The sequence below is a fragment of the Streptomyces cyaneofuscatus genome (genome assembly GCF_033109485.1).
Lineage (GTDB): Bacteria > Actinomycetota > Actinomycetes > Streptomycetales > Streptomycetaceae > Streptomyces > Streptomyces cyaneofuscatus.
This window is the reverse complement of the sequence record NZ_CP137002.1, coordinates 4,178,359-4,202,548: the sequence shown is the minus strand read 5'-3', so window position 1 is coordinate 4,202,548 and position 24,190 is coordinate 4,178,359. Positions and strand designations below refer to the sequence as shown.

Genomic DNA, 24,190 nt, shown 5'->3' with positions numbered 1-24,190 from the left:
GGAGGAATACGACCCCTATCCGTCCAGGTGAAAGCGGTCGGACATGTGCCGCAGCTTTTCCCTTGTGGCTGCTCGTTCGGCGTAGACGATGCTGCGGAGCGTTGAACGGGCGATGGGGTGGTTACGTACGAGCTGCGGCGCGATGCGTTCAGCCGTCTCCAGCTCGGTGAGCGCCTTTGCCCGGTTTCCGTCCCACAGCCAGGCTCGTGCAACGTCCATGTGGTGGTGTCCCTGACGGGAGTTGGGCAGTGCCCCGACCAGGCTCGGGCTGGTGCGGCGGTTTATCTCCAGAGCTTTGCCCTGCTTGCCCATTTCCAGGGCCACGCTGATCGCGTGGATCTGCACGTTCCCGGCGGAGAACGTCAGCGAATGCCGGTCATACACCGGTGCGCCGACGTAGCCGTCCATGCGTTCCGCCGCGTCCTTCGCGTGTCCGATCCGGTCCTCCGCTTCCGAGGGGCGGTTGGCCCGAGCGGCGGAGATGGCCGCCCGAAGCTGAAGCGTGCCCCAAGCCCGTACGGCCAGCGGATCACCATGCTCGTACGGCTGTTGCACCGAGGCGATCGCCTTGTCCGAGAGGGTCAGAGCGTCGGCCCAGTCAGCCGTCGCCCACATGTCCCAGACGCGCATCCAGTCGGCGACGGCAGGCAGCACCGGATCTCCCGACAACCTGGCTGACCACGCGGCCCGTTCGCACGCCATGGCCACCAGCTCGGGGTGTCCGAGGGCGTGCGCGGCGGTGTGCGCGAACTTGCAGCACACGGCGTAGACGGCGTACGCCTCCTCCCGCTCGTGCCCGTCCGAGTCCTCTGCCAGAGCGCGCGCCTCCCGGAACAGATCCGGGAGAACTCGGAGGATCGCGACGTTGGAGGCGGTGTCCCGCAGGCGGTGCAGCCGGGTCACCTCACGCCATAGCTGTGATGCCGGTCGGGGAGCCCCATCAAAGACGGGGACGAGGTCGTAGCGGCGCAGCTCGCGCAAGATCGACGAGGCGGCGATCTGCCACTGGCTGTTGTCGGGGGAACTGCTGTACGGGCGTCCGATCAGGTCGTTGGGATGGACGTGCAGCTCCGCGGCCACCTGGTTGAGCAGCCCGACCCGGTCCAGCTCGATCAGGCCACGTTCCATCTTCGACACCCAGCCCTGCGACTTCCCCAGGGCTGTTGCCAGGTCGGCCTGCGGTATGCCCAACCGCAGCCTTGCCCTGCGAGCGCGCTTGCCGATCTCCTCGGCTTCTTCCAGCATCAGGACACCTCCCGGCCGCCGGACGATCCGACGCGACCGCCGGTCTGTCCGTACAGAGTTCGTCTCCAGCACGGTACCCATGACGCGGCCGCAGTGTGAGGCGAGCTGCCGGGGCAGGGAGTGCCGCAGCCGTGTTCGGCCCTTTGGTGTCGAGCCCTTCACCGTTGCTGGCGGGCGACAGCGGATCATGTGGACGAGGAACACACCACGTCGTATCTCGCTGGAGGACGCCTATGACCACCGTGACCGTCCTCCACCCTGGAACCATGGGCGCGGCAATCACCGCCGAGATCGTCGCCGGCGGCAATGAGGCATTGTGGGTGCCCAAGGGCCGCAGTGAGAACACGTGGCGCCACGCGAGGGAGGTCGGTGCCACGGCCTGCGACTCGCTTGCCGAAGCGCTGTCCCGTACCGCGATCGTTCTCTCGGTCTGCCCACCGCAGGCGGCGGGGGCCGTCGCGGCGGCAGTGGCCGCACATGGCTTCGCGGGGCTGTACGTCGATGTCAACGCCATCAGCCCTCAACGTGTACGGCGCATCTCCGAGGAGATCCGCCCCGGCTCCGCAGTCGTCGACGGTGCCGTGTTCGGTCAGCCGCCAGGCGAGGGGCGTACGGCACGGCTTTATCTCGCAGGGGCCGACTCTGCCGTCGAGCTGGTGGCGTCCCTGTTCACGGACTCTGCGCTGCACGTCTGCCGGGTCGGTGACACACCCGGTTCCGCTTCCGCGCTGAAGATGGCCTTTGCCAGTTACCAGAAGGCCGCTCGTACCCTCGCCGGTGTCGCTCACGCGCTCGCCGACGCCCATGGGGTCAGTGATCAGCTCACAGCCGAGGCCGAAGTCATGATCTCTACGATCCTCTCCGATCCGGACTATCTGCCGAGTGTTGCGGCCCGAGCCTGGCGCTGGGCGACCGAGATGGAAGAGGTCGCCGACACTCTCCGCGCGGCTGACCTGCCCACGGACATGGCCGAGGCCACGGCTCGGGTGCTCGCCTACTGGGAGCAGGACAGGGACCAGTACGACCTACCGGTCATGCTTGCCCTCTCCCATCTCCGGTCAGGAGAACGCCGCTGATCCACAGGCAAGACCCGGGACGTCAGAGGGTGTTGATCAGCATGGTCACCGAAGCCACGAGGACCACCGCCCCCACGGCGCGGCTCACCATGTATCCGGCATCCGTGGGTTCGGTCGCGTCGTAGTCCTTGACGAACGGCTTCTGCAAGGGGCGGTTGATCTTCCAGAGCAACTGCGGTTTCACGACCTGGACGAGCGCCATGACGATGAAAAAGCACAGGATCGCTATCATCACTGCCGACCTTTCGATCATGCGGGCGACGCCGCAGGTGCTGGAAAGGACACGCACTTCTGGTGCCGGGCTCACCGGCTCGGGTCATGCCCTCCCGTGTGCCCTCGGCTTCACGGAAGAGTCCGGTCCGCTTTTCCCTCGTCTCCGGTCCGGCCGCAGGCTTCGGGCACAGCGCTAGCAGGCGTTCCCGTCGGCGTCCTGGGCCGTCTCTTCCGGGTCTTGCTCAGGCAGCGTCCCACTCAGCTTGCGGCCAGCTGAGTTGCGTCTTACTGAGCGGGGGCTCAAACCCTTCGGGGAACAGGAGCATGAGGGGCTGAGGCCACATGTTTTCGGGACCGTGGTTCTCGCAGTGCAGCACCACGAGATGCGGTCCCTCGCCGCACGCCTCGCGCTGGTAGAAACGGCCATGCGCCTGGCAGACGTACGAGAACACCGTGCAGTCGTCCTCGGCGGACGGCTCGTGGAGTTCGGGATCCCGGACGATCAGTGTTACTGGTTCCTGAACAGACAAACGGGGGGTGGGCCGAGGATCGCACCACAGCAGTCGGGGAGGAAGCACGCGATCATTCTGTGCCCCAAAGGGGACTTCGCATCAGCTTGCCGACAGAACGAGGATGTCCGCGAGGTGGAATGCCGACTCAGTTGCCTCACCGGCTGCTGGGATGGGGCGAGTTGGCATGATCGGCACGGCGCGCACCAGCGCCGATTCTTCACAGTTTCCGCGCCTTCCTCGTCGCGCGCTGTGGCATCGTAGATCAACTGACCATTCGGGCGTTTCAGCGTCCGTGTAGGGGGATCTTCATGCGCTTTCGTACGGTCGCGGCCTCCGCCGCCCTCGTCTTATTCGCCATGACAGGTGCGGCCGCCTGCTCGTCCTCCTCGGGTGCTGCCGAGACTCCCCAGCCCCCCGCCGGGCCCGCCGCCTCGGTGGAGTCCGCGCCGGTGGAAGGGTTGGAAGGCATGGCGGGGCGGATCGAGACGGGGAAGCGGGCGGGAGTGCCCACCTTGGACGGGCAGAGTGTGGTGGGGCCCTCGGAGTGTGCAGTTCCGGTCGAGGAGATTCCGGCGGAGTGTGCGGTCGATCCCTCGTTTGGCGAGATCAGCGTCGGGGAGTCGGCCGGCGACGTGCCCGACGCTCAGTAGGGCCCGCTCAGTAGGGGCCGCTTAGGGAGGTCCCGTACAGGAAGTCCCGCACCGCAGTAGACCAGCAGGAGGGGCAGGCACCCGTGGGTGCCTGCCCCTCCTGCTCTGTGTACGAAAACTTCGGTAACTTCCCCCGCGTGCAGAGATCCCTTAGCCTCACATCCTGTTCACATTCAACAATGGGCGACTTCTAAACAGGAGTCAGGTGCGGGGGTAGTGAAAAATGCGTGAAAACTGGCGCATAAAGGTGAGCGTTCTCGCTGGTGCGTCAGCACTCGCGTTCTCGGCTCTCACTGCGGTGCCCGCGGTGGCCGACGAAACTGTGGAGGATCTGCAGGAAGTGCAGATGCCGGCGGGCGTGAAGATCGTCGAAGGGTTCGCTCCGGCAGCGGGGGCCGATGTCCCCTCCCTGGAGCCCACGGCGGATGCCCCCTTCTCCGCAGCGGCGGCGGCCAAGGCGGCTCCTGGGGCGAACACCTGCCTCGGCTCGACCGCCGCCTACGGCGTCACGGGCTGCTTCCAGCACAACGGCGACATCGTCTGGGCGGGCGACACGAAGAAGGACGGCATGTCGGCGGCCGTCGGCGTCTACACCGACTACGGGCGCGCCGCCGAGGTCTGCATCAACAAGCTCGGCGTCAACACCTGGGCGACCTGCGACAAGGACTACCGCGAGACCGGGAACGTACGCCTGCGGGTCCTGCGCTACGACGGCGACACCGGGAAGTTCTACCAGCCCGAGTCGTGGTCCGGCTGGATTCCGGTCGACGGGAAGTACTGATCCGTCCTCGGTCGGGTCGGGGATGGACGTGACGGATCGGCTCGCGCGCGCCGCAGAGGACGGGGACGTTGCGGCGGTGGCGCGGCTGCTGGGTGATGGTGCCGAGGTGGACGGCCTCGGTGGAGACAAGCGTTCCGCGCTGGACCTCGCCGTGCATGCCGGGCATGTGGACGTGGTCCGGGTGCTCCTCGATGCCGGTGCGGACCCGCGGCAGAGGGCGGGCGCGTACGGCGAGGTGACGCCGCTGGGTCTGGCGGCGATGTACGGGTACGTCGCCGTGGCCGAGCTCCTGCTCGATGCCGGGGCCACCACCGGCGCGCAGGGCCGGCTGAACTTTCCGCCGCTGGTGCTAGCGGCGACCTCCACGGAGCACGGGCATCCGCGGATGGTGGATCTGCTCCTGCGGCGTGGAGCGGACATCGGCGAGGTGAGGAAGGACCGGACCTCCCTGGAGTGGGCCGCCGCCTTCGGGAACGTACGCATGGTGCACCACCTGCTCGCCCGGGGCGCGACGCCGACCGCGAAGGCGGTGAGCGAGGCCAACGCGGGCGCCGAGCGGGCCTCGAAGGCCGTGCGGGACGAGCAGCGGCGGCAGGAGACGCGGGAGGCGTACGCGCTCGTCGTCGCCGCTCTGCGGGATGCCGGTGTCGTGGGCTGAGCCCCCCTCTGTTCCCTTCTCTGTTCCCTTCTCTGTTCCCGTCCTCCGTCGTCGGCCGGGGGGCCGGGTTCGGAGGCCCCGGTGAGTCGTCGAACGAACGTCCAGTCGCCCGTTTGCGTACGGTGAACGGTTTCAGGCCTGCCGATAAGGTATGGGCCGGATAAAGAGATCACCAGGTGCGCCGAGACTCCGACGCACGCCTCGGGAGGCAGTCATGGGAACCCGTCGCACGTCCTTGCCCGGAGTGGGTGCGCAGTACGACTTCACCACCGAGTCCGGGCAGCACATCTCCGTCGTCGTCCACCACGACGGGCGGCGGTTCATCGGGTTCTACGAACAGGACGACCCCGATTCGTGCCGGTTGTCGGTGCCCCTGACGCCCGCCGAGGCCACCGCGCTGGCCCACCTCATCGACCCCGCGCCCATCGACGCCGTACGGACCGAGGGCATCGACCTCGTGACCGAGCACATCCCGCTCGGGTCCCGATCCCCTTACGGTGGGCGGCTGTTGGGGGAGACCCGGGCGCGTACCCGGACCGGGGCGTCCATCGTGGCCGTACTCCGTACGCACAGCGCGCACCCCTCGCCGGAACCGGACTTTCGACTCGCCATCGGGGACACGCTCGTCGCCGTCGGTACGCGTGAGGGCGTCGACGCGCTCTCCGAGATCATTGCGGAGGGCTGACCGTGCATGACACGACTGCACTGCTGGTGGAACTGGGCGCCGTCATCCTCGGGCTCGGGCTCATCGGGCGGGTCGCCGGGCGGATAGGGCTCTCGCCGATCCCGCTGTACCTGCTCGCAGGGCTCGCTTTCGGCCACGGCGGGCTCATCCCGCTCGACGCCAGCGAAGAGTTCACCATGGTCGGTGCCGAGATCGGTGTCATCCTGCTGCTCCTCCTGCTGGGGTTGGAGTACAGCGCCTCGGAGTTGGTCACCAGTCTCAAGACGCAGTATCCCTCCGGGGCCGTCGACTTCGTGCTCAACGCGACGCCCGGTGCTGTGGCTGCGCTGATCCTCGGCTGGGGGCCCGTCGGCGCCGTCGCGCTCGCCGGGGTCACCTGGATCTCGTCGTCCGGCGTGATCGCGAAGGTGATGACCGACCTCGGGCGGCTCGGCAACCGCGAAACCCCCGTCATCCTCGGCGTCCTCGTCATGGAGGACCTGGCGATGGCGGTCTACCTGCCGCTGCTCACCGCCATGCTCGCCGGGGTCAGCCTGGCCGGTGGCAGCCTCGCCCTCGTCATCGCGCTCGGCACCGTCGGGTTCGTGCTGTACCTGGCCCTGCGGCACGGGCGGCTCATCAGCCGCGCGGTCTCCTCCGACAACCCGGAGATGCTGCTCCTGGTCGTCCTCGGCCTCACCGTGCTCGTCGCCGGCGTCGCCCAGCAGCTCCAAGTGTCCGCCGCTGTCGGCGCGTTCCTCGTCGGCATCGCGCTCTCCGGCGAGGTCGCGGAGGGGGCTCGTAAGCTTCTTACGCCGCTGCGTGACCTGTTCGCCGCCGTGTTCTTCGTCTTCTTCGGGCTCTCCACCAACCCGGCCGACATCCCGCCGGTGCTGCTGCCCGCCGCCATCCTCGCCGTCGTCACGGTCCTCACCAAGATCGCCACCGGCTGGTACGCGGCCCGCCGCGCCGGCATCGGTTCGCGCGGGCGCTGGCGGGCGGGCGGCACGCTCGTGGCGCGCGGTGAGTTCTCCATCGTCATCGCCGGTCTCGCCGTGGCCACCGAGCCGCGCATCGGGCCGCTGGCCACCGCGTACGTGCTCATCCTCGTCATCGTCGGTCCGCTCACCGCCCGGTGGACGCAGCCCCTCGCAGAGAAGATCCAGGCCGCGCGCGGTGTGAAGCCCGGTGGCCCGGCGGTGGAAGCGCCCCCGAAGGCCGCTCCCGAGCGCCGGCTCGGCGACCACGACGAGCTCACTCCGGAACCCGCGGGCGAGGCGCGCGGCGACTGACCCTACGTACGTCTTGCTCCGGCCGGTCCGGGACGCCGTCACCACGGCTGTCCGGAGCGGCCGTTGTGCTGTCCGGGCCGGCCGGAGCGCTGTCCGGGCCGGTCGTTGTTGCTGTCCAGGCCGGTCATTGCGCTGTCCGGACCGGCCGTTGTGCTGTCCGGAACTCGCCCCCGCGCGTCGAGCCGACCCCGTGAACCCGGGGCGGGGGGCCGCCCTCCCTGCTAGCTTCTACACGTCTGTAGAGTTTTCTTTTGTTCCGGCATTGCACCGCAACGTATGGAGATGTCATGGCCCTGTGGGATCGGATCAAGGAATCCGCTTCGTCTATGCAGACGCAGCTGGAAGCGAAGAAGAACGACCTGAAGTCGGGGGCGTTCCGGGACGCGAGCATGGCCATGTGCGCTCTGGTCGCCGCCGCCGACGGCTCCATCGACCCGTCCGAGCGCCAGCGCGTCGCCGCGCTCATCGCCAGCAACGACGTCCTGCAGAACTTCCCCGCGGACGACCTGCAGCGGCGCTTCAACGACTACGTCAACAAGCTCACCGCCGACTTCGCCTTCGGCAAGGTCAGCGTGCTCCAGGAGATCGCCAAGGCGAAGAAGAAGCCCGCCGAGGCGCGTGCCGTCATCCAGATCGGCATCGTCATCGGCGGCGCCGACGGCGACTTCGACAAGACGGAGCAGGCCGTCGTGCGTGAGGCGTGTTTCGCCCTGGACCTGCCGCCGCACGAGTTCGACCTGTAGGGGTACGTACCCGCGTAGCACGGGCCGGCCGGGAGCCTCACAGCTCCTTGGCCGGCCAGTCCAGCAGGCGCGCGCCGATCACCGCCGTCTGCAGGCTGTAGCGGTGCATCGGGTCCGCCGGGTCCGAGCCGGTGAGCTGGTGGATGCGTTCCAGGCGGTACGTCAACGCCCGTACGCTCAGCGCCAGGCGGCGGGCCGTCTCGGCCGCCACGCAGCCCGCGTCGAAGTAGACCGCCAGCGTCCTCAGCAGCGGCTCCGCGCCGCCCCGCGCCTTCTGGAGCGGGCCCAGCTCGCTGCGTACGAGATCCGCCATCGCCTGCCGGTCCCGGGTCAGCACCGGGTAGACCAGGAGATCCGAGGCGTACAGCACCGGGTCCTCCATCCCCATCCGGTCCGCCAGGTCGAGCGCTTCGAGCGCCTCGTCGTAACTGTGGACCACCCCGCCCGGGCCCTTGTGCGGGCGGCCGATCGCGACCTGGCCGCCGTCCGTCGCCGCGTGCGACTGCTTGGCGAAGTAGCGCAGGACGTCGGGCTGGCTGCCGGGCGCGATGCAGACGATCCGCCCGTCCTTCGTCGTCAGCAGGATCTTGCGGCCGCTGAACCGGGCCAGCAGCGCCGCCTCCACACTCCGCGGCACCGCGTCCGTCTCCGTGTACGCCTCCGGGCCCGACGCCACCGCGACCGCGTGCGCCCGGGAAAGCCGAAGGCCGAAGCGGGTGGCCCGCTCCGCGAGGCGGACCAAGTCGCTCCGCCCGTACAGGAGATCGTCGATGAACTCGCGGCGCGCCGCCTCCTCCCGCCGTACGGTGAGCCGCTGCGCCCGCTCGAACCCCTCGGCGAACGCGTCGACCGCCTGCTCCACCGCGGCCAGCACCGCGTCCGTCACGGCAGGGCTGTTTCCGGCAGCCTCGCGTGGCCAGGCCTCGCGCGTCTGGGCCAGGTGCATCGTCACCAGCGCGCGCAGCTGATGGCCCGCGTCGGCCGCCTCCCGGCCCAACGCCCGGCGCATCTCCAGTTCGTTACGCGTCAGACGGCGTCCCGTTGTGGCGACTTCACCCAGAATCTGCGCATAATTTCCCAGCATCTCCTCGGGAATCCTCGGCTCGGCCACGCACTCCCCTTCAGCCTTGCAACAGTCCTGTCATTTCCCCGACGCACGCCGGGCGGTGCCGGTGCCCGGCATTAGGACAGCGTAAAGATTGCCGGAATCCGGCAATGCGGTGGGGGCGGTTCGAATGACAGGATCAGGTCAGCAACACAACGGGGGAACACACGGGGGAGCACGGGGGGTACGGGGGAAATCAGGCGGCTCGCCGGACGATTCACGGGGATCCACGGGGGATTCGGGATTCGACGGCGAGCACCTGAGGGGAACGACCCGGTTGCTGCGGCACCGTTCGCAGTGACGCAGCGCCGGGCCCCGCCGTCATCGCCACCGGCCGGCATCCGACCGGGTGCCGCGCATGTCGGACCGGGTGCCGCGCATGTCGGGCCTGGTGGGTCTGTCGGGCCTGTCGGCCGCGTGAGCTCGTCGCCACTCTCCCGTACCGGTAGAAGATCGCGCGCAGCGCTGACCGCCAACCCGGTCCTCGCCCCGCTCGCCGCCCGCTCGCGCGAGGACCTGGCGCTGCTGGTGCGCCTGGCGGGCGGCGGCGATCCGGCGGCCCGGGCGGAGCCCCTGGAACACCCTTACTCAGCGGTGGAGTTGGACGCCGTACTGGCGGTGCTTCGGCATCTGCTCACCGCCCGGGACACCGTCCTCGCGGTGAACGCGGCGTACATCGCCTCGGCCGCGCAGACGGACGCGACGCGCACGGAGCCGCCGTTCCGGCTCCAGGGTTCGTACCGCAACATGAACAAGATCGCGAAGCGGATCGTGCCCGTCATGAACGACGCCGAGCTGTCGGCTGGCGTGGACGACCACTACGCGGGCGAGGCCCAGACGCTCACCACGGGCGCCGAGGCCAACCTCCTCAAGCTGGCCGCCCTGCGGGGGACGCTCACCGCCGAACAGGCCGAGCGGTGGGCGGCGATCACCGCATCCTACGTGCGTACGCAGGCGCTCGGCGGCCCGGACGGCGATCCGATGACCCGGGCGGTGGCGGCGCTCGGGCTGCTCGCGGACCGGATCGCGGCGGTGGAGACGGCGATCCAGCGGGCGGCGGACCCCCGTCACCTCCTGGCGGGGCCGGCGAACCACCCGGGGGCCGTGAACCAGGGTGCTGTGAACCAGCCCCCCGGGGATCAGAACCGGCCAGGGCTTCAGAACCACCGTGCGAAGATCACAAACATTCCACAGTGACCGGGAAGACCGAGCCGGAAGGATCACGGCATGCTGGGTTTCGTGCCCCCACTTCCTCAGCAGCCAGGACGTCCGCCAGCAGGGCGCCCGCAGCCAGGACGCCCGCAGCCAGGACGCCCGCCGTCCACCGGCCACATGATCGTCTGCGGCGACGACGCGCTCGCGCGCCGGCTCGCCGTGGAGCTGCGGTTCGTCTACGGGGAACGGGTCACGCTGCTCCTGCCGCCCGGCCGCGACGCCAACAGCCCCGAGACACCGCTGACCCAACGAGGCCGTGCGGCAGCCCTGTTCGGGCGGATGTCGGCGGCGATGAACCGCACCGCCGCCAACGGGAACGGGAGCACGGGCGGCAACGACACCAACGCCGGGGTCGAGGCCGTCCGCATCATGGAGGCCCCCGAGCCCTCCGACGACGTACTGGAGGAGGCGGGCGTCGACCGGGCGGCCGCCCTCGCCCTCGTCTACGACGACGACGAGCGCAACATCCGCGCCGCCCTCACCGCCCGCCGCCTCAACCCCCGTCTGCGGCTGGTGATCCGGCTCTACAACCGCAAGCTCGGCCAGCACCTTGAGGCGCTGCTCGACCAGGCGGCCGCCGTCGCCATGCCCGGCATCGACCCGGCGCTGCTCGACGCCTCCACCACCGTCCTCTCCGACGCCGACACGGCCGCCCCCGCGCTCGCCGCCACCGCGCTCACCGGCAGCAGCAAGGTCATCCAGGCCGAGGGGCTGCTCCTGCGCGCCGCCGAACGCCCGCCACCGCGCCCCGGCGAGACCCTCGACCCGGGGCTGTGCACCCTGGCGTTGCTCTCCTCCACCACCAACGACCCTGCGGGGTCCGAGGGTTCGGACAGCAGCGGCGCCGAGGGACCCCAACTCCTGCCCGACGAGCAGACGGTGGCCTCCGCCGAAGGTCGCGGGACCGTCGTCCTGGAGGCGATCAGCCGCGCCGCCCCGGACCGCCCCGCGACCCGGATGGGCGGCAGGGGCGCCCCGCTCGCCCAGGTCTTCTCCCGCCGGCTGCGCTGGTCGGCCCTCGGTGTCGCGGTCGCGGCCGTGGCCCTGGTGATCGCCTCGGTCCTCACCACCGAGGACAGCCTGCTGCACTCCAGCTATCTCACCCTGCTCGACCTCCTGGGCATGAACGACCCGGCGGAGGACGCGCCGGCGGCCCGCCAGATCATCCAGCTCCTCTCCGGCGTCGCCGGGCTCCTCCTGCTCCCGCTGCTGATCGCCGCCGTCCTGGAGGCGTTCGGCACCCTGCGCACCGCCTCCTCGCTGCGCCGCCCGCCGCGCGGTCTGTCGGGGCACGTGGTGCTGCTGGGGCTCGGCAAGATCGGCACGCGCGTCCTCGTACGCCTCCGCGAGCTCGACATCCCCGTGGTCGTCGTCGAGGAGGACCCCGAGGCGCGCGGCATCCCGCTGGCCCGCTCCATGCACGTACCGACCGTCCTCGGCGACGTCACCCAGGAAGGCGTCCTCGAAGCCGCCAAGATCCGCCGCGCCCACGCCCTCCTCGCGCTCACCAGCATCGACACGACGAACCTGGAAGCGACGCTGTACGCGCGGTCGGTGAAGCCGGACCTGAGGGTGGCGCTGCGGCTGTACGACGACGAGTTCGCCACCGCCGTCTACCGCACCCTGCGCACCGCGCACCCCCAGGCCCTGACCCGCTCCCGGTCCGTCTCCCACCTGGCCGCGCCCTCCTTCGCGGTCGCCATGATGGGCCGCCAGATCCTGGGCGCGGTCCCGGTCGAGCGGAAGGTGATGCTCTTCGCCGCCCTGGAGGTGGCGGGCCATCCGCAGCTGGAGGGCCGCACGGTGGAGCAGGCGTTCCAGGCCAGCTCGTGGCGGGTCCTGGCCATCGACGCGACCCCGCCCGCCGACCGCAACCCGGACCTCGCCGCCGTCCCCCCGTACCCTCCGCAAGGCCCGCCGACCCCGTCCGGCCTGGTCTGGGACCTGCACCCGGGGTACATGCTCCGTGCCCAGGACCGGGTGGTGATCGCGGCCACCCGGCGGGGTCTTGCGGAGCTGCTGCGGCGGCAGCGGACGGTGGCGCCGCAGCAGTAGCTCGCGTCTTCGTGCAGGGCTACCGGAACGTGCCCATCGCCTCCGTAAGGCCGGGCGGAACCGGCTACCGGAACGTGCCCATCGCCTCCCGGACCTCCTCCAGGGTCTGTTCCGCGAGCGCGTTCGCCCGCTCGTTACCGGTGCGGAGCACCGACCGTACGTACGTGAGGTCCTCCGCGTACTCCGCCCGCCGGGCCCGGTAGGGCGCCAGGTGGCTGTTGACCGCGTCGGTCACCGTCCGCTTGAGCACTGCCGCCCCGCCGGCGCCGATCTCCGCCGCGACCTCGTGCGGGTCCCGCTCCAGGCAGAGGGCGGCCAGCAGGACGAGCGAGGAGACGCCGGGGCGGGTGTCGGGGTCGTAGGTGATGTGCCGGTCGGCGTCCGTGGTCGCGCCCTTGATGAGGCGGGCCGTCTCGTCGGCGGTGGCGCCGAGGGGGACGGAGTTGGCGCGGCTCTTGCTCATCTTGGTGCCGTCGGTGCCGAGGAGGAGGGGTGCGGCGGAGAGCAGGGCGTCGGGTTCCGGGAAGACGTTCCCGTACCGCTCGTTGAAGCGGCGGGCGATCGTCCGGGTGAGTTCGAGGTGGGGCAGCTGGTCCTGGCCGACCGGGACCACGTTGCCCTTGCAGAAGAGGATGTCGGCCGCCTGGTGGGCCGGGTAGGTGTACATCAGGCCGCTCACCGCCGACTGCCGGGAGTGCGCGATCTCGTCCTTCACCGTGGGGTTGCGGCCCAGCTCCGCGACGGAGACGAGGCTGAGGAAGGGCAGCAGGAGCTGGTTGAGCGCGGGCACGGAGCTGTGGTTGAAGACGGTGGACCGGGCGGGGTCGATACCGAGGGCCAGATAGTCCAGGAGGAGCCCGTCGGTGTACTCCTGGAGCCGCTCGGCGGTGTCCCGGTCGGTGAGGACCTGGAAGTCGGCGATCAGGACGAAGACGTCCACGCCGAGGTCCTGGAGGCGGACCCGGTTGCGCAGGGTGCCGAAGTAGTGGCCGAGGTGGAGGGGGCCGGTGGGACGGTCGCCGGTGAGGACCCGGAAGCGGCCGGGGTCCTGGGTGATGCGGTGCTCCAGCTCGGCGCTGCGATGGGCGGCGGGGGTGGTCATGGTCGCGGTCGCGGTCATAGCGGGGTCTCCTCGCGGGTGGTAGGTGCGTGGAGGACGGCCCGGTGGTGGGGAGAGTGGGGCTGCGGTGCCCCCGTTCCCGTACATCGCGCCTATAAGAAGGCAGCGAAAAGGGCCGTCCATGTGAACGGCCCTGGTTCCGTGCAGACAGATGCTGCGGCCGCTCCTTAAGAGGAGCGCCACCAGTTTCGGCACGGTACGGAGGTCATGCGGTCAGTGTAGCGACCACCTTGGGCGGGCGGCCTCGACAACGTACGGAAGGTGACGACATGCACCGGTCCGTACCTTCGGCTCTACTGACTTTTCATGAGCCAACTTCCGTTCGACGACACGACCGACTTCGCGAACGCCGACCGCGGTTTCGTCACCGCGCTCGACCCCGCCGTGATCACTGCGGACGACGGCCGGGTGATCTGGGACAACGACAGTTACGCCTTCCTGGACGCGGAGTGCCCCGACACCGCCCACCCGAGCCTCTGGCGCCAGGCCCAGCTCTGTGCGCGGCAGGGGCTGTACGAGGTCGCCGAGGGCATCTACCAGGTGCGCGGGCTCGATCTGTCGAACATGACCGTGATCGAGGGCGAGCGCGGGATCATCGTCATCGACCCGCTGATCTCGGCCGAGACCGCCGCCGCCGCGCTGGCGCTCTACCGCGGCCACCGCGGCGACCGGCCCGTCACGGCGCTGATCTACACCCACTCGCACGGCGACCACTTCGGCGGCGCGCGCGGGGTGCTGCCCCGGGGGACGGAGGAGGGCGTTCCGGTCCTCGCCCCCGCCGGTTTCCTGGAGCACGCGGTCACCGAGAACGTCTACGCGGGCAACGCCATGACGCGGCGGGCGACGTACATGTACGGCGACCGGCTCGCCAAGGCCCCCGACGGGCAGATCGGCGCCGGGCTCGGCATGACCACCTCCACCGGCACGATCACGCTGATCCCGCCGACCGTGGACATCACGCGCACGGGCCAGGAGGAGGTGATCGACGGCGTACGGATCGTCTTCCAGCTCACCCCGGGCACCGAGGCGCCGGCCGAGATGAACTTCTTCTTCCCGGACCACCGGGCGCTCTGCATGGCCGAGAACGCCACGCACAACATGCACAACATCGTGACCCTGCGCGGGGCCGTCGTCCGCGACGCGCGCGTCTGGGCGCGCTATCTGGACGAGGCCGTCGAGCTGTTCGGTGACGCGACGGACGTCGCCTTCGCTTCACACCACTGGCCCACCTGGGGCCGGGAGAACGTACGGGACTTCCTCACCACCCAGCGCGATCTGTACGCCTACCTCCACGACCAGACCCTCCGCCTGCTCAACGCCGGGCTGACCGGTCCCGAGATCGCGGAGACGATCCAGCTGCCGCCCGCGCTGGAGAAGTCCTGGCACGTGCGCGGCTACTACGGTTCGCTCAGCCACAACGTGAAGGCGGTCTACCAGCGCTATCTGGGCTGGTTCGACGGCAACCCCGCCCACCTGTGGGAGCATCCGCCGGTGGAGTCGGCCGAACGGTACGTGGCGTGCATGGGCGGCGCCGACGCCGTGGTCGCGAAGGCGCGTGACTACGCGGAGGCGGGCGATCTGCGGTTCGCCGCGACCCTGCTGAACCACGTCGTCTTCGCGGACGCGTCGCACGCGGCGGCCCGCACGGAGCTGGCCGGGGTCTACCGCAGGCTGGGGCACGGCGCGGAGAACGGGCCCTGGCGCAACTTCTACCTGATGGGCGCCAAGGAGCTGGAGGAGGGCGCGGCCGCCACCGACCTGGACACCACGAACCCCGAGATGGCGATGGCGCTGACCGTGGAGCAGCTCGTCGACTCGCTCGCCGTACGGGTGGACGGGCCGCGCGCCTGGGACACGGAGCTGGTGATCGACCTCGTCGTGACCGACGGGCCTGCCTCCCCCGCCCGGCACCGGCTCACGCTGCACAACGGGGCCCTCACCCACCGCACGGCCGACCGGCCGGGCGCTCCCCGGACCCCGGCGGGGCTGACCCTCACCCTCACCAAGCCGCAGCTGCTCTCCGTGCTGGCGGGCGGCGGCCTCGACGGGATCGAGCAGAGCGGTGACGCGTCCCTGCTCGGCGAGCTCTTCGCCGTACTGGTGGAACCGGACACGTCGTTCCCGATCGTGACGCCATAGAGGAAGCCGCGCAGGAAGAAGCCTCGGAGGAGGAAGCCTCGGAGGAAGCCGCAGGGGAACAGGTCGCGGAGGAATAGGTCGCGGGGGCGTCCCGTTGTAGGGTGTAGTTCAACGTTCAACCAAATTGGTTCAACGACTTCTGGATCACCCCGCGACCCTCAGGAGGCGGACGCCATGCAGTTCGGGATCTTCACCGTCGGAGACGTCACCACCGACCCGACCACCGGCCGGACGCCGACCGAGAACGAGCGGATCAAGGCGACCCTGGCCATCGCGCAGAAGGCCGAGGAGGTCGGCCTGGACGTCTTCGCGACCGGCGAGCACCACAACCCTCCGTTCGTCCCGTCCTCCCCGACGACGACGCTCGGCTACATCGCCGCCCGCACCGAGAACCTGATCCTGTCCACGTCCACCACCCTGATCACCACCAACGACCCGGTGAAGATCGCCGAGGACTACGCCACCCTCCAGCACCTCGCGGACGGCCGCGTCGACCTCATGATGGGCCGGGGCAACACCGGTCCGGTCTACCCCTGGTTCGGCAAGGACATCCGCCAGGGCATCCCGATGGCCATCGAGAACTACGCCCTGCTGCACCAGCTCTGGCGCGAGGACGTCGTGGACTGGGAGGGCAAGTTCCGTACGCCGCTCCAGTCCTTCACCGCCACCCCGCGCCCGCTGGACGGCGTCCCGCCGTTCGTCTGGCACGGCTCCATCCGCTCTCCGGAGATCGCGGAACAGGCCGCCTATTACGGTGACGGGTTCTTCCACAACAACATCTTCTGGCCCATGGAGCACACGAAGAAGATGGTGGACCTCTACCGGCGCCGTTACGCCCACTACGGGCACGGGACCGCCGAACAGGCCATCGTCGGGCTCGGCGGCCAGGTGTTCATGCGGAAGAACTCGCAGGACGCAGTACGGGAGTTCCGCCCGTACTTCGACAACGCGCCGGTCTACGGCCACGGCCCGTCCCTGGAGGACTTCACCCGCGAGACCCCGCTGACGGTGGGCTCCCCGCAGGAGGTCATCGAGCGGACGCTGACGTTCCGGGACGCGGTCGGCGACTACCAGCGGCAGCTGTTCCTGATGGACCACGCGGGGCTCCCGCTCAAGACGGTCCTGGAGCAGCTGGACATCCTCGGCGAGGAGGTCGTGCCCGTGCTGCGCAAGGAGTTCGCCAACCTGCGGCCGGCCGGTGTGCCGGAATCCGCACCCGTCCACCCTGCGGTCGCCGCCGCCCGCGACGCCCGTGCCGCCCGCGACGCTCGAAAGGAGAGCTGACCTCCATGTTCGCCACCACCCCTCTGCGCATCGTGGCCGTCTCGGCCGGTCTGAGCCAGCCGTCCTCCACCCGGCTGCTGGCCGACCGGCTGGCCGCCGCCACCCGTGAGCGCCTCGCGGCGGACCAGGACCGCAACGTCGAGGTCCGCGTCATCGAGCTGCGCGACCTCGCCGTCGACATCGCGAACCACCTGGTCAGCGGTTTCCCCTCGGCCACGCTGCGGGAGGCGATCGACGCGGTGACGGAGGCGGACGGGCTGATCGCCGTGACGCCGGTGTTCACCGCCTCGTACAGCGGTCTGTTCAAGTCGTTCTTCGACCTGATCGACAACACCGCGCTGACCGGCAAGCCCGTCGTGATCGCCGCGACGGGCGGCACGGCCCGCCACTCGCTGGTCCTGGAGCACGCGCTGCGGCCGCTCTTCGCCTACCTGCGGGCCGTCACCGTACCGACGTCCGTCTACGCCGCCTCCGAGGACTGGGGCTCCTCCGGTGACGAGTACACCGAGGGCCTGCCGTCCCGGATCCGGCGCGCGGGCGGCGAGCTGGCCTCGGCGGTCCTGGGCCGCACGGTCTCCGGGGCCTCCCGGGCGCCGGGCCTGGACGACGGGGAGGACGCGGTCGTCCCCTTCGAGCAGCAGCTCGCGGACCTGCGGCTGGACTGAGCGGCTGGGGCTGAGCGGCTGGGGCTGAGCGGCTGGGGCTGAGCCGACCGGCCCTCCTCCCCGCCCGGCCTGATTGTCCGGTTTGACTACAGTGAAGGCGGACGCTGTACGAAGAAGCCGGACGCGGAACGAGCCGGAGCGAGCTAGCGAGCTGGAGGCAGACATGGGCAGGATCGTCGTGGGCGTGGACGGGTCCGATCCCTCGATCAAGGCACTGCGCTGGGCCGTACGCCAGGCGGAGCTGACCGGTGACACCGTGGAGGCCGTGAACAGCTGGGAGTACCCCGCGACCAGCTGGGCCTCGATGATGCCGGGCCTGCCGGAGGACTTCGACCCGCAGGCGCTGGCCCTGGTCTCCCTGAACGAGGCGCTGGAGGAGGCCCTCGGCGCCGCGGGGGCGGCCGCGGTCAGCAAGATCGTGGTGATCGGCAACCCCGCCCAGTCCCTGCTGGACCGTGCCCAGGGTGCCAACCTCCTCGTCGTGGGCGCCCGCGGCCGCAGCGCCTTCAAGGCGACGCTGCTCGGCTCGGTCAGCCTCCATGTCACGCAGCACGCGCCGTGCCCGGTGACGGTGGTGCGCGACTGAGGGGCCCTGCGCCGGGTACATCCGGGGGCCGTTGTCAGTGGGTCCTCCTATCGTGTGGTCATGACCCCTGCTCTGTTCGGGCGCGACCATCCCGCAGGCATCCTCCGGTCGGAGATCGTCCGGGCGACGGAGAGCCACGGCGGGCTCGTGCTGGTCACGGGCGAGGCCGGGATCGGGAAGACCACCCTCGTCACCGACGCCGCGCACGAGGCGCGGCGGCGCGGGGCGCTGGTGGTCGGCGGCTCCTGCTGGGACTCCGACAGCACCCCCGGCTACTGGCCCTGGGTGCAGGTTCTGCGCGGCCTGCGCCGCTCCGCCACGGCGGCGGAGTGGGCGGCGGCCCAGGACGCGGCGGACGGGCGACTCGGGATTCTGCTGGGGGATCCCGGGGACCCGGCGGGCGACGGCACGGCCACGGGAGAGGTGGACGGGGGCGGCGCTTCCGGTGGTTCCGGGGATTCCGGGACGTCCGGTGCCGGCGGCGTGTCCGGTGCCTCCGGTGCCTCCGGTGCTTCCTCCGACGGTCCCGAGGCCTTCGGGCTGTACGACGCGGTGACCACCGCCCTCGTCACCCTCTCCCAGAGCCGCCCGCTGGTGGTGGTCCTGGACGACCTCCACAGCGCCGACCCGGCCTCGCTCCGCCTGCTCGAATTCGCCGCCCAGCACGCCTGGTTCGAGCGGCTCCTGCTCATCGGCACCTACCGGGACGTCGAGGTGGAGGCCCCCGGCCACCCGCTCCAGCAGCTGATCCTGCCCCTCGTCTCGCGCGCCTCCGCCACCCTCACGCTGACCGGCCTGGGCCGCGACGAGGTGGGCGCGCTGATGGCCGTGACGACGGGCCGCGAGCCCGAGCCGCGCCTGGTCGACGAGGTCCACCGGCGCACCGGCGGCAACCCGTTCTTCGTCGAGCAGACGGCCCGGCTCTGGCACAGCGGCAGCCCCGTGTCCACCATCCCGCCCGGGGTGCGGGAGGCGGTCCGGCAGCGGCTGAGCCTGCTGCCGGGCACCGTCGTCTCCCTGCTGACCGCCGCCGCCGTGCTCGGCCGGGAGTTCCGCCGGCAGGTGCTGGCCGTGGTGCACGGCTCCCCGGTCCCCCAGGTGGAGCGGCTGCTGGAGTCGGCGATCGTCGCCCGGGTCGTCGTCCCGCTCCCCTCCGGGAGTTACGCCTTCGCCCACGACCTGCTCCGCGAGACGCTGTACGCCTCCCTCGGGGACGCGGACGCCCGCCGCCGCCACGCCGCCGCCGTACGGGCGCTGGACGCGCACGGCGGCCTCGACGACGCGGTGCTCCCCGGGGACCTGGCCCGCCACGCCCACCTCGCCGGGGCGGAGCTGGAGCGCGACCGCCGGGTCGATCTGCTGCTCGCCGCCGCCCGGGACGCCTCGGAACGCCTCGCCGACGAGGAGGCCATCGGCCACTACCGCCGGGCCCTCGCGGCGGCGTCGGCGGAGGCGGGCGGCGAGACGGACCCGGAAAGGGGCTCGGGACCGTCAGGTCCGGCTCAGGCTCCCGACCGGCGCCGGACCGCGCTGATCTGCCTCGACCTCGGCGAACAGCTGCTGCACGCCGGGGAGAGTGCCGAGGCGCACCGCCTGCTCGACCGGGCGGTCGGCCTGGCGCGGGAGCTGGACGATCCCGAGCTGCTGGCCCGGGTGGCGATCACCCTGTACCGCCGGGGCACCCTGGGCAGCGGCGAGGCGTTCATGGTGACGTTCCTCGGCGAGGCGCACCGCAAGGTCACCGGCAAGGACGGGCAGGACAGTCTCTCCGCCGACCGGCTCGCGCAGGAGCTGGCCATCCACATCATGGCGCTGGCCCGCGACGGCTCGGACGACGAGGCCCTCGCCTTCTCCCTCTGGGCGCGCCACGACTCCGTATGGGGTCTCGGCTCGGCGGTGGAGCGGCTCGGGCTGACCGACGAGATGGCCGTCGTCGGCCGGCGCACCCAGAACCTGGACATGGAGCTGCACGCCACCTCCATGCGGTGGGTCGCCCTGCTGGAGCTGGGCGACCCGACCTTCATCGACCAGTACCGCACATACATCCGGGCCGCCGAGCGCTCGGAGCTGCCCCGGTTCGCGCTGGCCGTCGCCGTGGACAGCAGCCTGATCGCCTCCCTCCAGGGCCGGTTCACGGAGGCGGCCGACGCGCTCAAGGGCGAGGCCCTCGGTATGGAGGGCGAGGACCACGAGACGTTCGGCTTCATGAGGTGCCATCTGCACTGGTCCCTGCACCTGCTCCGGGGGCACTTCGCGGCCGCCGAGAAGGTCCTCGCCACGCTGCCGGGCGCCCGGCACCCCTACCCCGGGCTGCTGGAGGCGCTCACCGCGGTGGAGCAGGGCGACGCGGCCCCGGCCCTCCGCCTGATCGCCGAGCAGTCGGACCGCGCGGCCCCCTACCCGCGGGCGTTCATGCCGCTCTGGCTCCGGCTGCTGGCCCAGACGGCCACGACCACCGGCGACCGCCGCCTGATCACCCGCGCCGAGGACGAGCTCACGCCGTACACCGGCCAGTGGGTCGTCTCGCTGTACGGGTGTGACATCGGCGGCCCCGTCGACCTCTGGCTCGGGATGCTCGCCGCCGCCCGCGACGACCGGGACACGGCGGTGGCCACGCTCACCGAGGCCGCCGCCTCCGCGGACCGCCTCGGCGCCCGCCCCTGGGCCGTACGCTCCCGGCTGCACCTGGCCCGCGCCCTCCTCGCTCGCGCCGAGCCGGGCGACACCGGCCGGGCCCGCGCGCTCCTCGGCGAAGTGGGGCGGGAGGCGGGCGAGTTGGGCCTGCACCACCTGGTCTCCGAGGGTCCCGCCCTCCGCACGCTCCCGCCGGCCGCCGGCCACGGACCCGGCACCCCCGCCGCCGCTGCCGTCCCGCCGGACGACCGGGCGCCTGCTCCTGCCGCCGCCGAGTTCCGCCGCGACGGCTCCGTATGGCAGCTGCGCTGGGACGGGCGGACCGTGCACGTCCCCGACGCCAAGGGGCTGCGGGACCTGCACAGCCTGCTGGGGCTCCCCGGTGCCGACGTCCCGGCCGTGCAGCTGCTCGCCCCCGAGGGCGGGGCCGTCGTGGCCGCCGCCGGCCGACTGGGCGGCGACCCGGTGCTCGACGAGGAGGCCAAGCGCCGGTACAAGGAGCATCTGGCCCGGCTGGACGCCGAGATAGACCGCGCCGCGGCCCGGGACGACACCCGGCAGGTGGAGGCGTACGACCGGGAGCGGCAGGCCCTCCTCGACCAGCTGCGCACCGCGGCGGGGCTCGGTGGCCGGAGCCGCCGCCTGGGCGACGAGACCGAGCGGGCCCGCAAGACGGTCACCGCCCGGATCCGCGACACCCTGCGCAAGCTGGACGCCCTGCACCCCGAACTGGCGGCGCATCTGCGGGAATCCGTGACCACGGGCACCACCTGCGCCTACCGCCCCGGCGACGCCCCGGACTGGCGTCTGTGACCCGGCGCCGGTTTCGGCGCCGGGTCACAGACGGTCGGTCACTTCCGGTGGTGGCCGGTCACTTCCGGTGGTGGCCGGTCACTTCCGGTGGTGGCCGGTCACTTCCGGTTGTAGAGCCGCATCGTCACGGTGCCGAAGACGACCATGATCAGTCCGGCCCACCCCAGCGACCAGGCGATGTCTGCTGCGGGCCAGTTGCCCGCCATCAGCTCGCGCACCGCCGTGGACAGGTGGGTGATCGGGCTGTTGTTCACGAAGGCCTGCAGCCAGCCCGGCATCGTGCTCGGGTCGACGAAGACGTTGCTGAGGAAGGTGAGCGGGAAGATCACCATCATGCTGACGCCCATCACCGACTTCTCGGTGCGCAGCAGCAGCCCGAACATGGTCCAGATCCACGAGAACGCGAACGCGAAGACCAGCAGCAGGGCCACCCCCGCCAGCATCCCGAGCACCCCGCCGTCCGGCCGGAAGCCGATGATCATGCCGACGGCGAGCATCACCACCGACGCCAGCACATAGCGCAGGACATCGCCGAGCAGATAGCCGACCATCGGCGCGGGCCGCCAGATCGGCAGCGTACGGAACCGGTCGAAGACGCCCTTGGTGATGTCGGTGTTGACGGAGATGCCCGTGTACATCGTGATCATCACGACGCTCATCACCAGGATGCCGGGCAGCAGGAACTGGATGTACTCCTGCGTGGAGCCGGCCAGCGCCCCTCCGAAGAGATACGTGTACATCAGGACCAGCATGATCGGGAAAGCCGTCACATCGAAGAGCTGCTCCGGCACATGCTTGATCTTCAGCATGGCGCGCCAGCCGAAGGTGAGGGAGGCGGAGAGCGCGCTCGGCCTCGGCGGCCGGTCCAGGCCGACCAGGAGAGCCGAGAGGCGCTCCTGGTCCGGCGCGGCGAGCGCGACGTCCTCCAGCTCCGTCTTGGTGGTCGCGGTGCTCATGCCGCAACTCCCTTCTTGTCCGTGAGGGCGAGGAAGACCTCGTCGAGGCTGGGCTGTCCCAGCGAGAAGTTGTCGACCGTGATGCCGGACCGGGCCAGCTCGGCCAGGGCCCGTGCCGCCTGTTCCGCCGCGCCCCGGTCGGAACCGTGGGCGTCGACCCGGGCGGTCAGCGCCACCGGGTCCGCGTCCAGCTGGACCGTGGCGTCGAGCGCCAGCGAGAGCACCCGCTCGGCCTCGGGCCGCTGGGCGGCGTCGCGCAACCGCAGATGGACGGTGCCGGAGCCGACGGAGGCCTTGAGCTCCCCCTTGGTGCCCTCGGCGATCACCCGGCCGTGGTCGATGACCGCGATCCGGGAGGCCAGCTGGTCGGCCTCGTCCAGATACTGCGTGGTCAGCAGGACCGTGGTGCCGTGCGCGACGACCGCGCGCACGATGTCCCAGACCTGGTTGCGGCTGCGCGGGTCGAGGCCGGTGGTCGGCTCGTCCAGGAAGAGCAGGTCGGGGGTGTTGAGGATGGAGGCGGCGATGTCGATGCGGCGCCGCATGCCTCCCGAGTAGTTCTTCACCTGCTTGCCGGCCGCCTCGGACAGCCCGAAGCCTTCGAGCAGTTGGGCCGCCCGGTCGCGGGCCGCCGGCTTGGAGTGGCCGAGGAGCCGGGCGAGCAGGACGAGGTTCTCGTTGCCGGTCAGGTCCTCGTCGACCGAGGCGTACTGCCCGGTGAGACTGACCCGGCTGCGGACCGCGTCGGCGTCCTTCACCACGTCCTTGCCGAACACCCGGGCGGAGCCGCCGTCGGGGCGCAGCAGCGTCGCGAGCATCCGTACGGTGGTGGTCTTCCCGGCACCGTTGGGTCCGAGGACCCCATAGACGGTGCCGGTCGGGACCGCGAGGTCGACGCCGTCCACCGCGCGGTTCTCACCGAAGACCTTCACCAGCCCCGTGGTCTCGATGGCCAGTTCAGTGCTCATGAATCCATTCCTTGTGCGTCGTCGTCGAAGTTCGGGGGGTGGAGGGTTCGGGGTGGAGGGTGCGGGCCAGGGGGGTGTCAGGAGACGTAGGGGCGGACCGCCCGTGCCTCGCGCAGGGCCCAGCCCCACCAGCCGAGCTGGTCGAGCATCAGCCGCACCGCCCGGTCCCGCGCGCAGGCTCCGGCGCGGTCCTCCAGCGGTGTGTGGAGGAAGTCGAGGGCGACCCCGTTGCGCAGGGTCACCGTGTGCAGCTCCGTGAAGACCGAGCGCAGCTGTTCCACCGCGTACAGCCCGGACGAGCCGTGGCCGTAGCTCACGAAGCCGACCGGCTTGGTCTGCCACTCGTCGTACGCGAAGTCGATGGCCTGCTTGAGGGAGGCCGGGAAGGAGCGGTTGTACTCCGGGGTGACCACGACGAAGGCCTCGGCCCTCCCGATCGCCCCGGCGAACTCCGTCATCTGCTCGGTCGCCCGTTCCGGGTAGTGCACGGGGAAGTCGAACTCCGCGAGGTCCAGCACGACGAGGTCGAGCTCGCTCCGGACACGAGCACGCTCCATGAACCAGCGGCCCACCGCGTCGCCGATGCGCCCTTCGCGCGTGCTGCCGATGATCACCGCGACCCGCAGCGGGTCCCCGCCGTCATCGGTCTCCCTGCCCTCGTCCGTCATCCTGCCCGCGTCCGTCATCGCTCGCTCCTCCTCCCGCTTCCTTCCGGCTCCCTCACCCCTTGGGCGCCAGACGCCGCGGCGCGGCCGCCAGATCCGATCTGGCGGCCGCGCCCACGGTCGGTGTCCACGGCTGGAAAAGCCCTCGCGA

19 protein-coding genes and 1 pseudogene are annotated in these 24,190 nt (G+C 70.9%); 13 read left to right on the top strand and 7 right to left on the bottom strand.

The genetic code is table 11. The features are described 5' to 3' along the window. Window positions 1-15: 15 nt before the first annotated feature. Window positions 16-1,245, bottom strand: coding sequence for a helix-turn-helix domain-containing protein (locus tag R2B67_RS18590; protein WP_317819618.1), 1,230 nt, complete (start codon window positions 1,243-1,245; stop codon window positions 16-18). A 233-nt stretch (window positions 1,246-1,478) separates the two neighbouring features. Here R2B67_RS18590 and R2B67_RS18585 point away from each other — a divergent pair, with 233 nt between their 5' ends. Further along, complete coding sequence (locus R2B67_RS18585; RefSeq protein WP_317819617.1) at window positions 1,479-2,321, top strand: NAD(P)-dependent oxidoreductase; 843 nt, start codon at window positions 1,479-1,481, stop codon at window positions 2,319-2,321. Between the two features lie 22 nt (window positions 2,322-2,343). On the opposite strand, the gene R2B67_RS18580 is transcribed toward R2B67_RS18585, so the two are convergent. Beyond that, window positions 2,344-2,553, bottom strand: coding sequence for a DUF6199 family natural product biosynthesis protein (locus R2B67_RS18580; protein WP_317819616.1), 210 nt, complete (start codon window positions 2,551-2,553; stop codon window positions 2,344-2,346). Between the two features lie 1,366 nt (window positions 2,554-3,919). On the opposite strand from R2B67_RS18580, the gene R2B67_RS18575 reads away from it, so the two are divergent. The 5 genes from R2B67_RS18575 to R2B67_RS18555 all read left to right on the top strand — a co-directional run bounded on the left by R2B67_RS18575 (window position 3,920) and on the right by R2B67_RS18555 (window position 7,834). After that, window positions 3,920-4,477: a hypothetical protein gene (locus tag R2B67_RS18575; RefSeq protein WP_317819615.1), complete on the top strand. Its 558-nt coding sequence runs from the start codon at window positions 3,920-3,922 to the stop codon at window positions 4,475-4,477. A gap of 22 nt (window positions 4,478-4,499) precedes the next feature. Beyond that, window positions 4,500-5,135: an ankyrin repeat domain-containing protein gene (locus R2B67_RS18570; RefSeq protein ID WP_317819613.1), complete on the top strand. Its 636-nt coding sequence runs from the start codon at window positions 4,500-4,502 to the stop codon at window positions 5,133-5,135. A gap of 214 nt (window positions 5,136-5,349) precedes the next feature. Next, window positions 5,350-5,820, top strand: coding sequence for a cation:proton antiporter regulatory subunit (locus R2B67_RS18565; protein ID WP_317819611.1), 471 nt, complete (start codon window positions 5,350-5,352; stop codon window positions 5,818-5,820). 2 nt (window positions 5,821-5,822) lie between these two features. Beyond that, a complete protein-coding gene (locus tag R2B67_RS18560) occupies window positions 5,823-7,091 on the top strand; it encodes a cation:proton antiporter (RefSeq protein WP_161268457.1) in 1,269 nt (422 codons plus the stop codon). Window positions 7,092-7,378: 287 nt separating this feature from the next. Further along, window positions 7,379-7,834: a tellurite resistance TerB family protein gene (locus R2B67_RS18555; protein WP_317819609.1), complete on the top strand. Its 456-nt coding sequence runs from the start codon at window positions 7,379-7,381 to the stop codon at window positions 7,832-7,834. Window positions 7,835-7,871: 37 nt separating this feature from the next. Here the strand turns inward: R2B67_RS18555 and R2B67_RS18550 are convergent, their stop codons facing one another. After that, on the bottom strand, window positions 7,872-8,945 hold the full coding sequence (locus R2B67_RS18550) for a PucR family transcriptional regulator (protein ID WP_317819608.1): 1,074 nt from the start codon (window positions 8,943-8,945) through the stop codon (window positions 7,872-7,874). A gap of 456 nt (window positions 8,946-9,401) precedes the next feature. Here R2B67_RS18550 and R2B67_RS18545 point away from each other — a divergent pair. Then, window positions 9,402-10,136, top strand: a pseudogene (locus R2B67_RS18545) (DNA repair ATPase); the annotation flags it as partial. Window positions 10,137-10,166: 30 nt separating this feature from the next. Further along, window positions 10,167-12,209 carry an NAD-binding protein gene (locus R2B67_RS18540; RefSeq protein ID WP_381074287.1) on the top strand — a complete coding sequence of 681 codons (2,043 nt, stop codon included), beginning with the start codon at window positions 10,167-10,169 and terminating at the stop codon, window positions 12,207-12,209. Between the two features lie 64 nt (window positions 12,210-12,273). Here the strand turns inward: R2B67_RS18540 and trpS are convergent, their stop codons facing one another. Further along, window positions 12,274-13,329, bottom strand: coding sequence for a tryptophan--tRNA ligase (gene trpS, locus R2B67_RS18535; protein ID WP_317819604.1), 1,056 nt, complete (start codon window positions 13,327-13,329; stop codon window positions 12,274-12,276). Between the two features lie 306 nt (window positions 13,330-13,635). Here trpS and R2B67_RS18530 point away from each other — a divergent pair, with 306 nt between their 5' ends. From R2B67_RS18530 to R2B67_RS18510, 5 genes are all read left to right on the top strand, one after another. Next, entirely contained in the window at window positions 13,636-15,468 is a 1,833-nt protein-coding gene (locus R2B67_RS18530; RefSeq protein WP_317819602.1) for an alkyl/aryl-sulfatase, read from the top strand. 174 nt (window positions 15,469-15,642) lie between these two features. Further along, on the top strand, window positions 15,643-16,752 hold the full coding sequence (locus R2B67_RS18525; protein ID WP_317819601.1) for an LLM class flavin-dependent oxidoreductase: 1,110 nt from the start codon (window positions 15,643-15,645) through the stop codon (window positions 16,750-16,752). Between the two features lie 5 nt (window positions 16,753-16,757). Further along, window positions 16,758-17,417: an FMN reductase gene (locus tag R2B67_RS18520; RefSeq protein WP_109978531.1), complete on the top strand. Its 660-nt coding sequence runs from the start codon at window positions 16,758-16,760 to the stop codon at window positions 17,415-17,417. A 163-nt stretch (window positions 17,418-17,580) separates the two neighbouring features. Continuing rightward, window positions 17,581-18,003 carry a universal stress protein gene (locus R2B67_RS18515; protein WP_317819600.1) on the top strand — a complete coding sequence of 141 codons (423 nt, stop codon included), beginning with the start codon at window positions 17,581-17,583 and terminating at the stop codon, window positions 18,001-18,003. 60 nt (window positions 18,004-18,063) lie between these two features. After that, on the top strand, window positions 18,064-21,450 hold the full coding sequence (locus tag R2B67_RS18510; RefSeq protein ID WP_317819599.1) for an ATP-binding protein: 3,387 nt from the start codon (window positions 18,064-18,066) through the stop codon (window positions 21,448-21,450). Between the two features lie 98 nt (window positions 21,451-21,548). On the opposite strand, the gene R2B67_RS18505 is transcribed toward R2B67_RS18510, so the two are convergent. The 3 genes from R2B67_RS18505 to R2B67_RS18495 all read right to left on the bottom strand — a co-directional run bounded on the left by R2B67_RS18505 (window position 21,549) and on the right by R2B67_RS18495 (window position 24,060). After that, complete coding sequence (locus R2B67_RS18505) at window positions 21,549-22,406, bottom strand: ABC transporter permease (protein WP_018513975.1); 858 nt, start codon at window positions 22,404-22,406, stop codon at window positions 21,549-21,551. Continuing rightward, window positions 22,403-23,374, bottom strand: coding sequence for an efflux ABC transporter ATPase subunit, DrrA-related (locus R2B67_RS18500; protein WP_109978533.1), 972 nt, complete (start codon window positions 23,372-23,374; stop codon window positions 22,403-22,405). Before R2B67_RS18500 ends, R2B67_RS18505 begins: the two co-directional genes overlap by 4 nt. A gap of 77 nt (window positions 23,375-23,451) precedes the next feature. Continuing rightward, a complete protein-coding gene (locus R2B67_RS18495) occupies window positions 23,452-24,060 on the bottom strand; it encodes an NADPH-dependent FMN reductase (protein ID WP_317819597.1) in 609 nt (202 codons plus the stop codon). Between the last annotated feature and the right edge of the window lie 130 nt (window positions 24,061-24,190).

Excerpts from the sequence above, each read along its gene's own strand:
- R2B67_RS18580 (WP_317819616.1), bottom strand. The coding sequence starts at position 2,553 with ATGATAGCGATCCTGTGCTTTTTCATCGTCATGGCGCTCGTCCAGGTC.
- R2B67_RS18500 (WP_109978533.1), bottom strand. The coding sequence starts at position 23,374 with ATGAGCACTGAACTGGCCATCGAGACCACGGGGCTGGTGAAGGTCTTC.
- trpS (WP_317819604.1), bottom strand. The coding sequence starts at position 13,329 with ATGACCGCGACCGCGACCATGACCACCCCCGCCGCCCATCGCAGCGCC.
- R2B67_RS18585 (WP_317819617.1), top strand. The coding sequence starts at position 1,479 with ATGACCACCGTGACCGTCCTCCACCCTGGAACCATGGGCGCGGCAATC.
- R2B67_RS18515 (WP_317819600.1), top strand. The coding sequence starts at position 17,581 with ATGGGCAGGATCGTCGTGGGCGTGGACGGGTCCGATCCCTCGATCAAG.
- R2B67_RS18570 (WP_317819613.1), top strand. The coding sequence starts at position 4,500 with ATGGACGTGACGGATCGGCTCGCGCGCGCCGCAGAGGACGGGGACGTT.
- R2B67_RS18530 (WP_317819602.1), top strand. The coding sequence starts at position 13,636 with ATGAGCCAACTTCCGTTCGACGACACGACCGACTTCGCGAACGCCGAC.
- R2B67_RS18540 (WP_381074287.1), top strand. The coding sequence starts at position 10,167 with ATGCTGGGTTTCGTGCCCCCACTTCCTCAGCAGCCAGGACGTCCGCCA.
- R2B67_RS18505 (WP_018513975.1), bottom strand. The coding sequence starts at position 22,406 with ATGAGCACCGCGACCACCAAGACGGAGCTGGAGGACGTCGCGCTCGCC.
- R2B67_RS18525 (WP_317819601.1), top strand. The coding sequence starts at position 15,643 with ATGCAGTTCGGGATCTTCACCGTCGGAGACGTCACCACCGACCCGACC.
- R2B67_RS18510 (WP_317819599.1), top strand. The coding sequence starts at position 18,064 with ATGACCCCTGCTCTGTTCGGGCGCGACCATCCCGCAGGCATCCTCCGG.
- R2B67_RS18495 (WP_317819597.1), bottom strand. The coding sequence starts at position 24,060 with ATGACGGACGCGGGCAGGATGACGGACGAGGGCAGGGAGACCGATGAC.
- R2B67_RS18565 (WP_317819611.1), top strand. The coding sequence starts at position 5,350 with ATGGGAACCCGTCGCACGTCCTTGCCCGGAGTGGGTGCGCAGTACGAC.
- R2B67_RS18590 (WP_317819618.1), bottom strand. The coding sequence starts at position 1,245 with ATGCTGGAAGAAGCCGAGGAGATCGGCAAGCGCGCTCGCAGGGCAAGG.
- R2B67_RS18555 (WP_317819609.1), top strand. The coding sequence starts at position 7,379 with ATGGCCCTGTGGGATCGGATCAAGGAATCCGCTTCGTCTATGCAGACG.
- R2B67_RS18575 (WP_317819615.1), top strand. The coding sequence starts at position 3,920 with ATGCGTGAAAACTGGCGCATAAAGGTGAGCGTTCTCGCTGGTGCGTCA.
- R2B67_RS18520 (WP_109978531.1), top strand. The coding sequence starts at position 16,758 with ATGTTCGCCACCACCCCTCTGCGCATCGTGGCCGTCTCGGCCGGTCTG.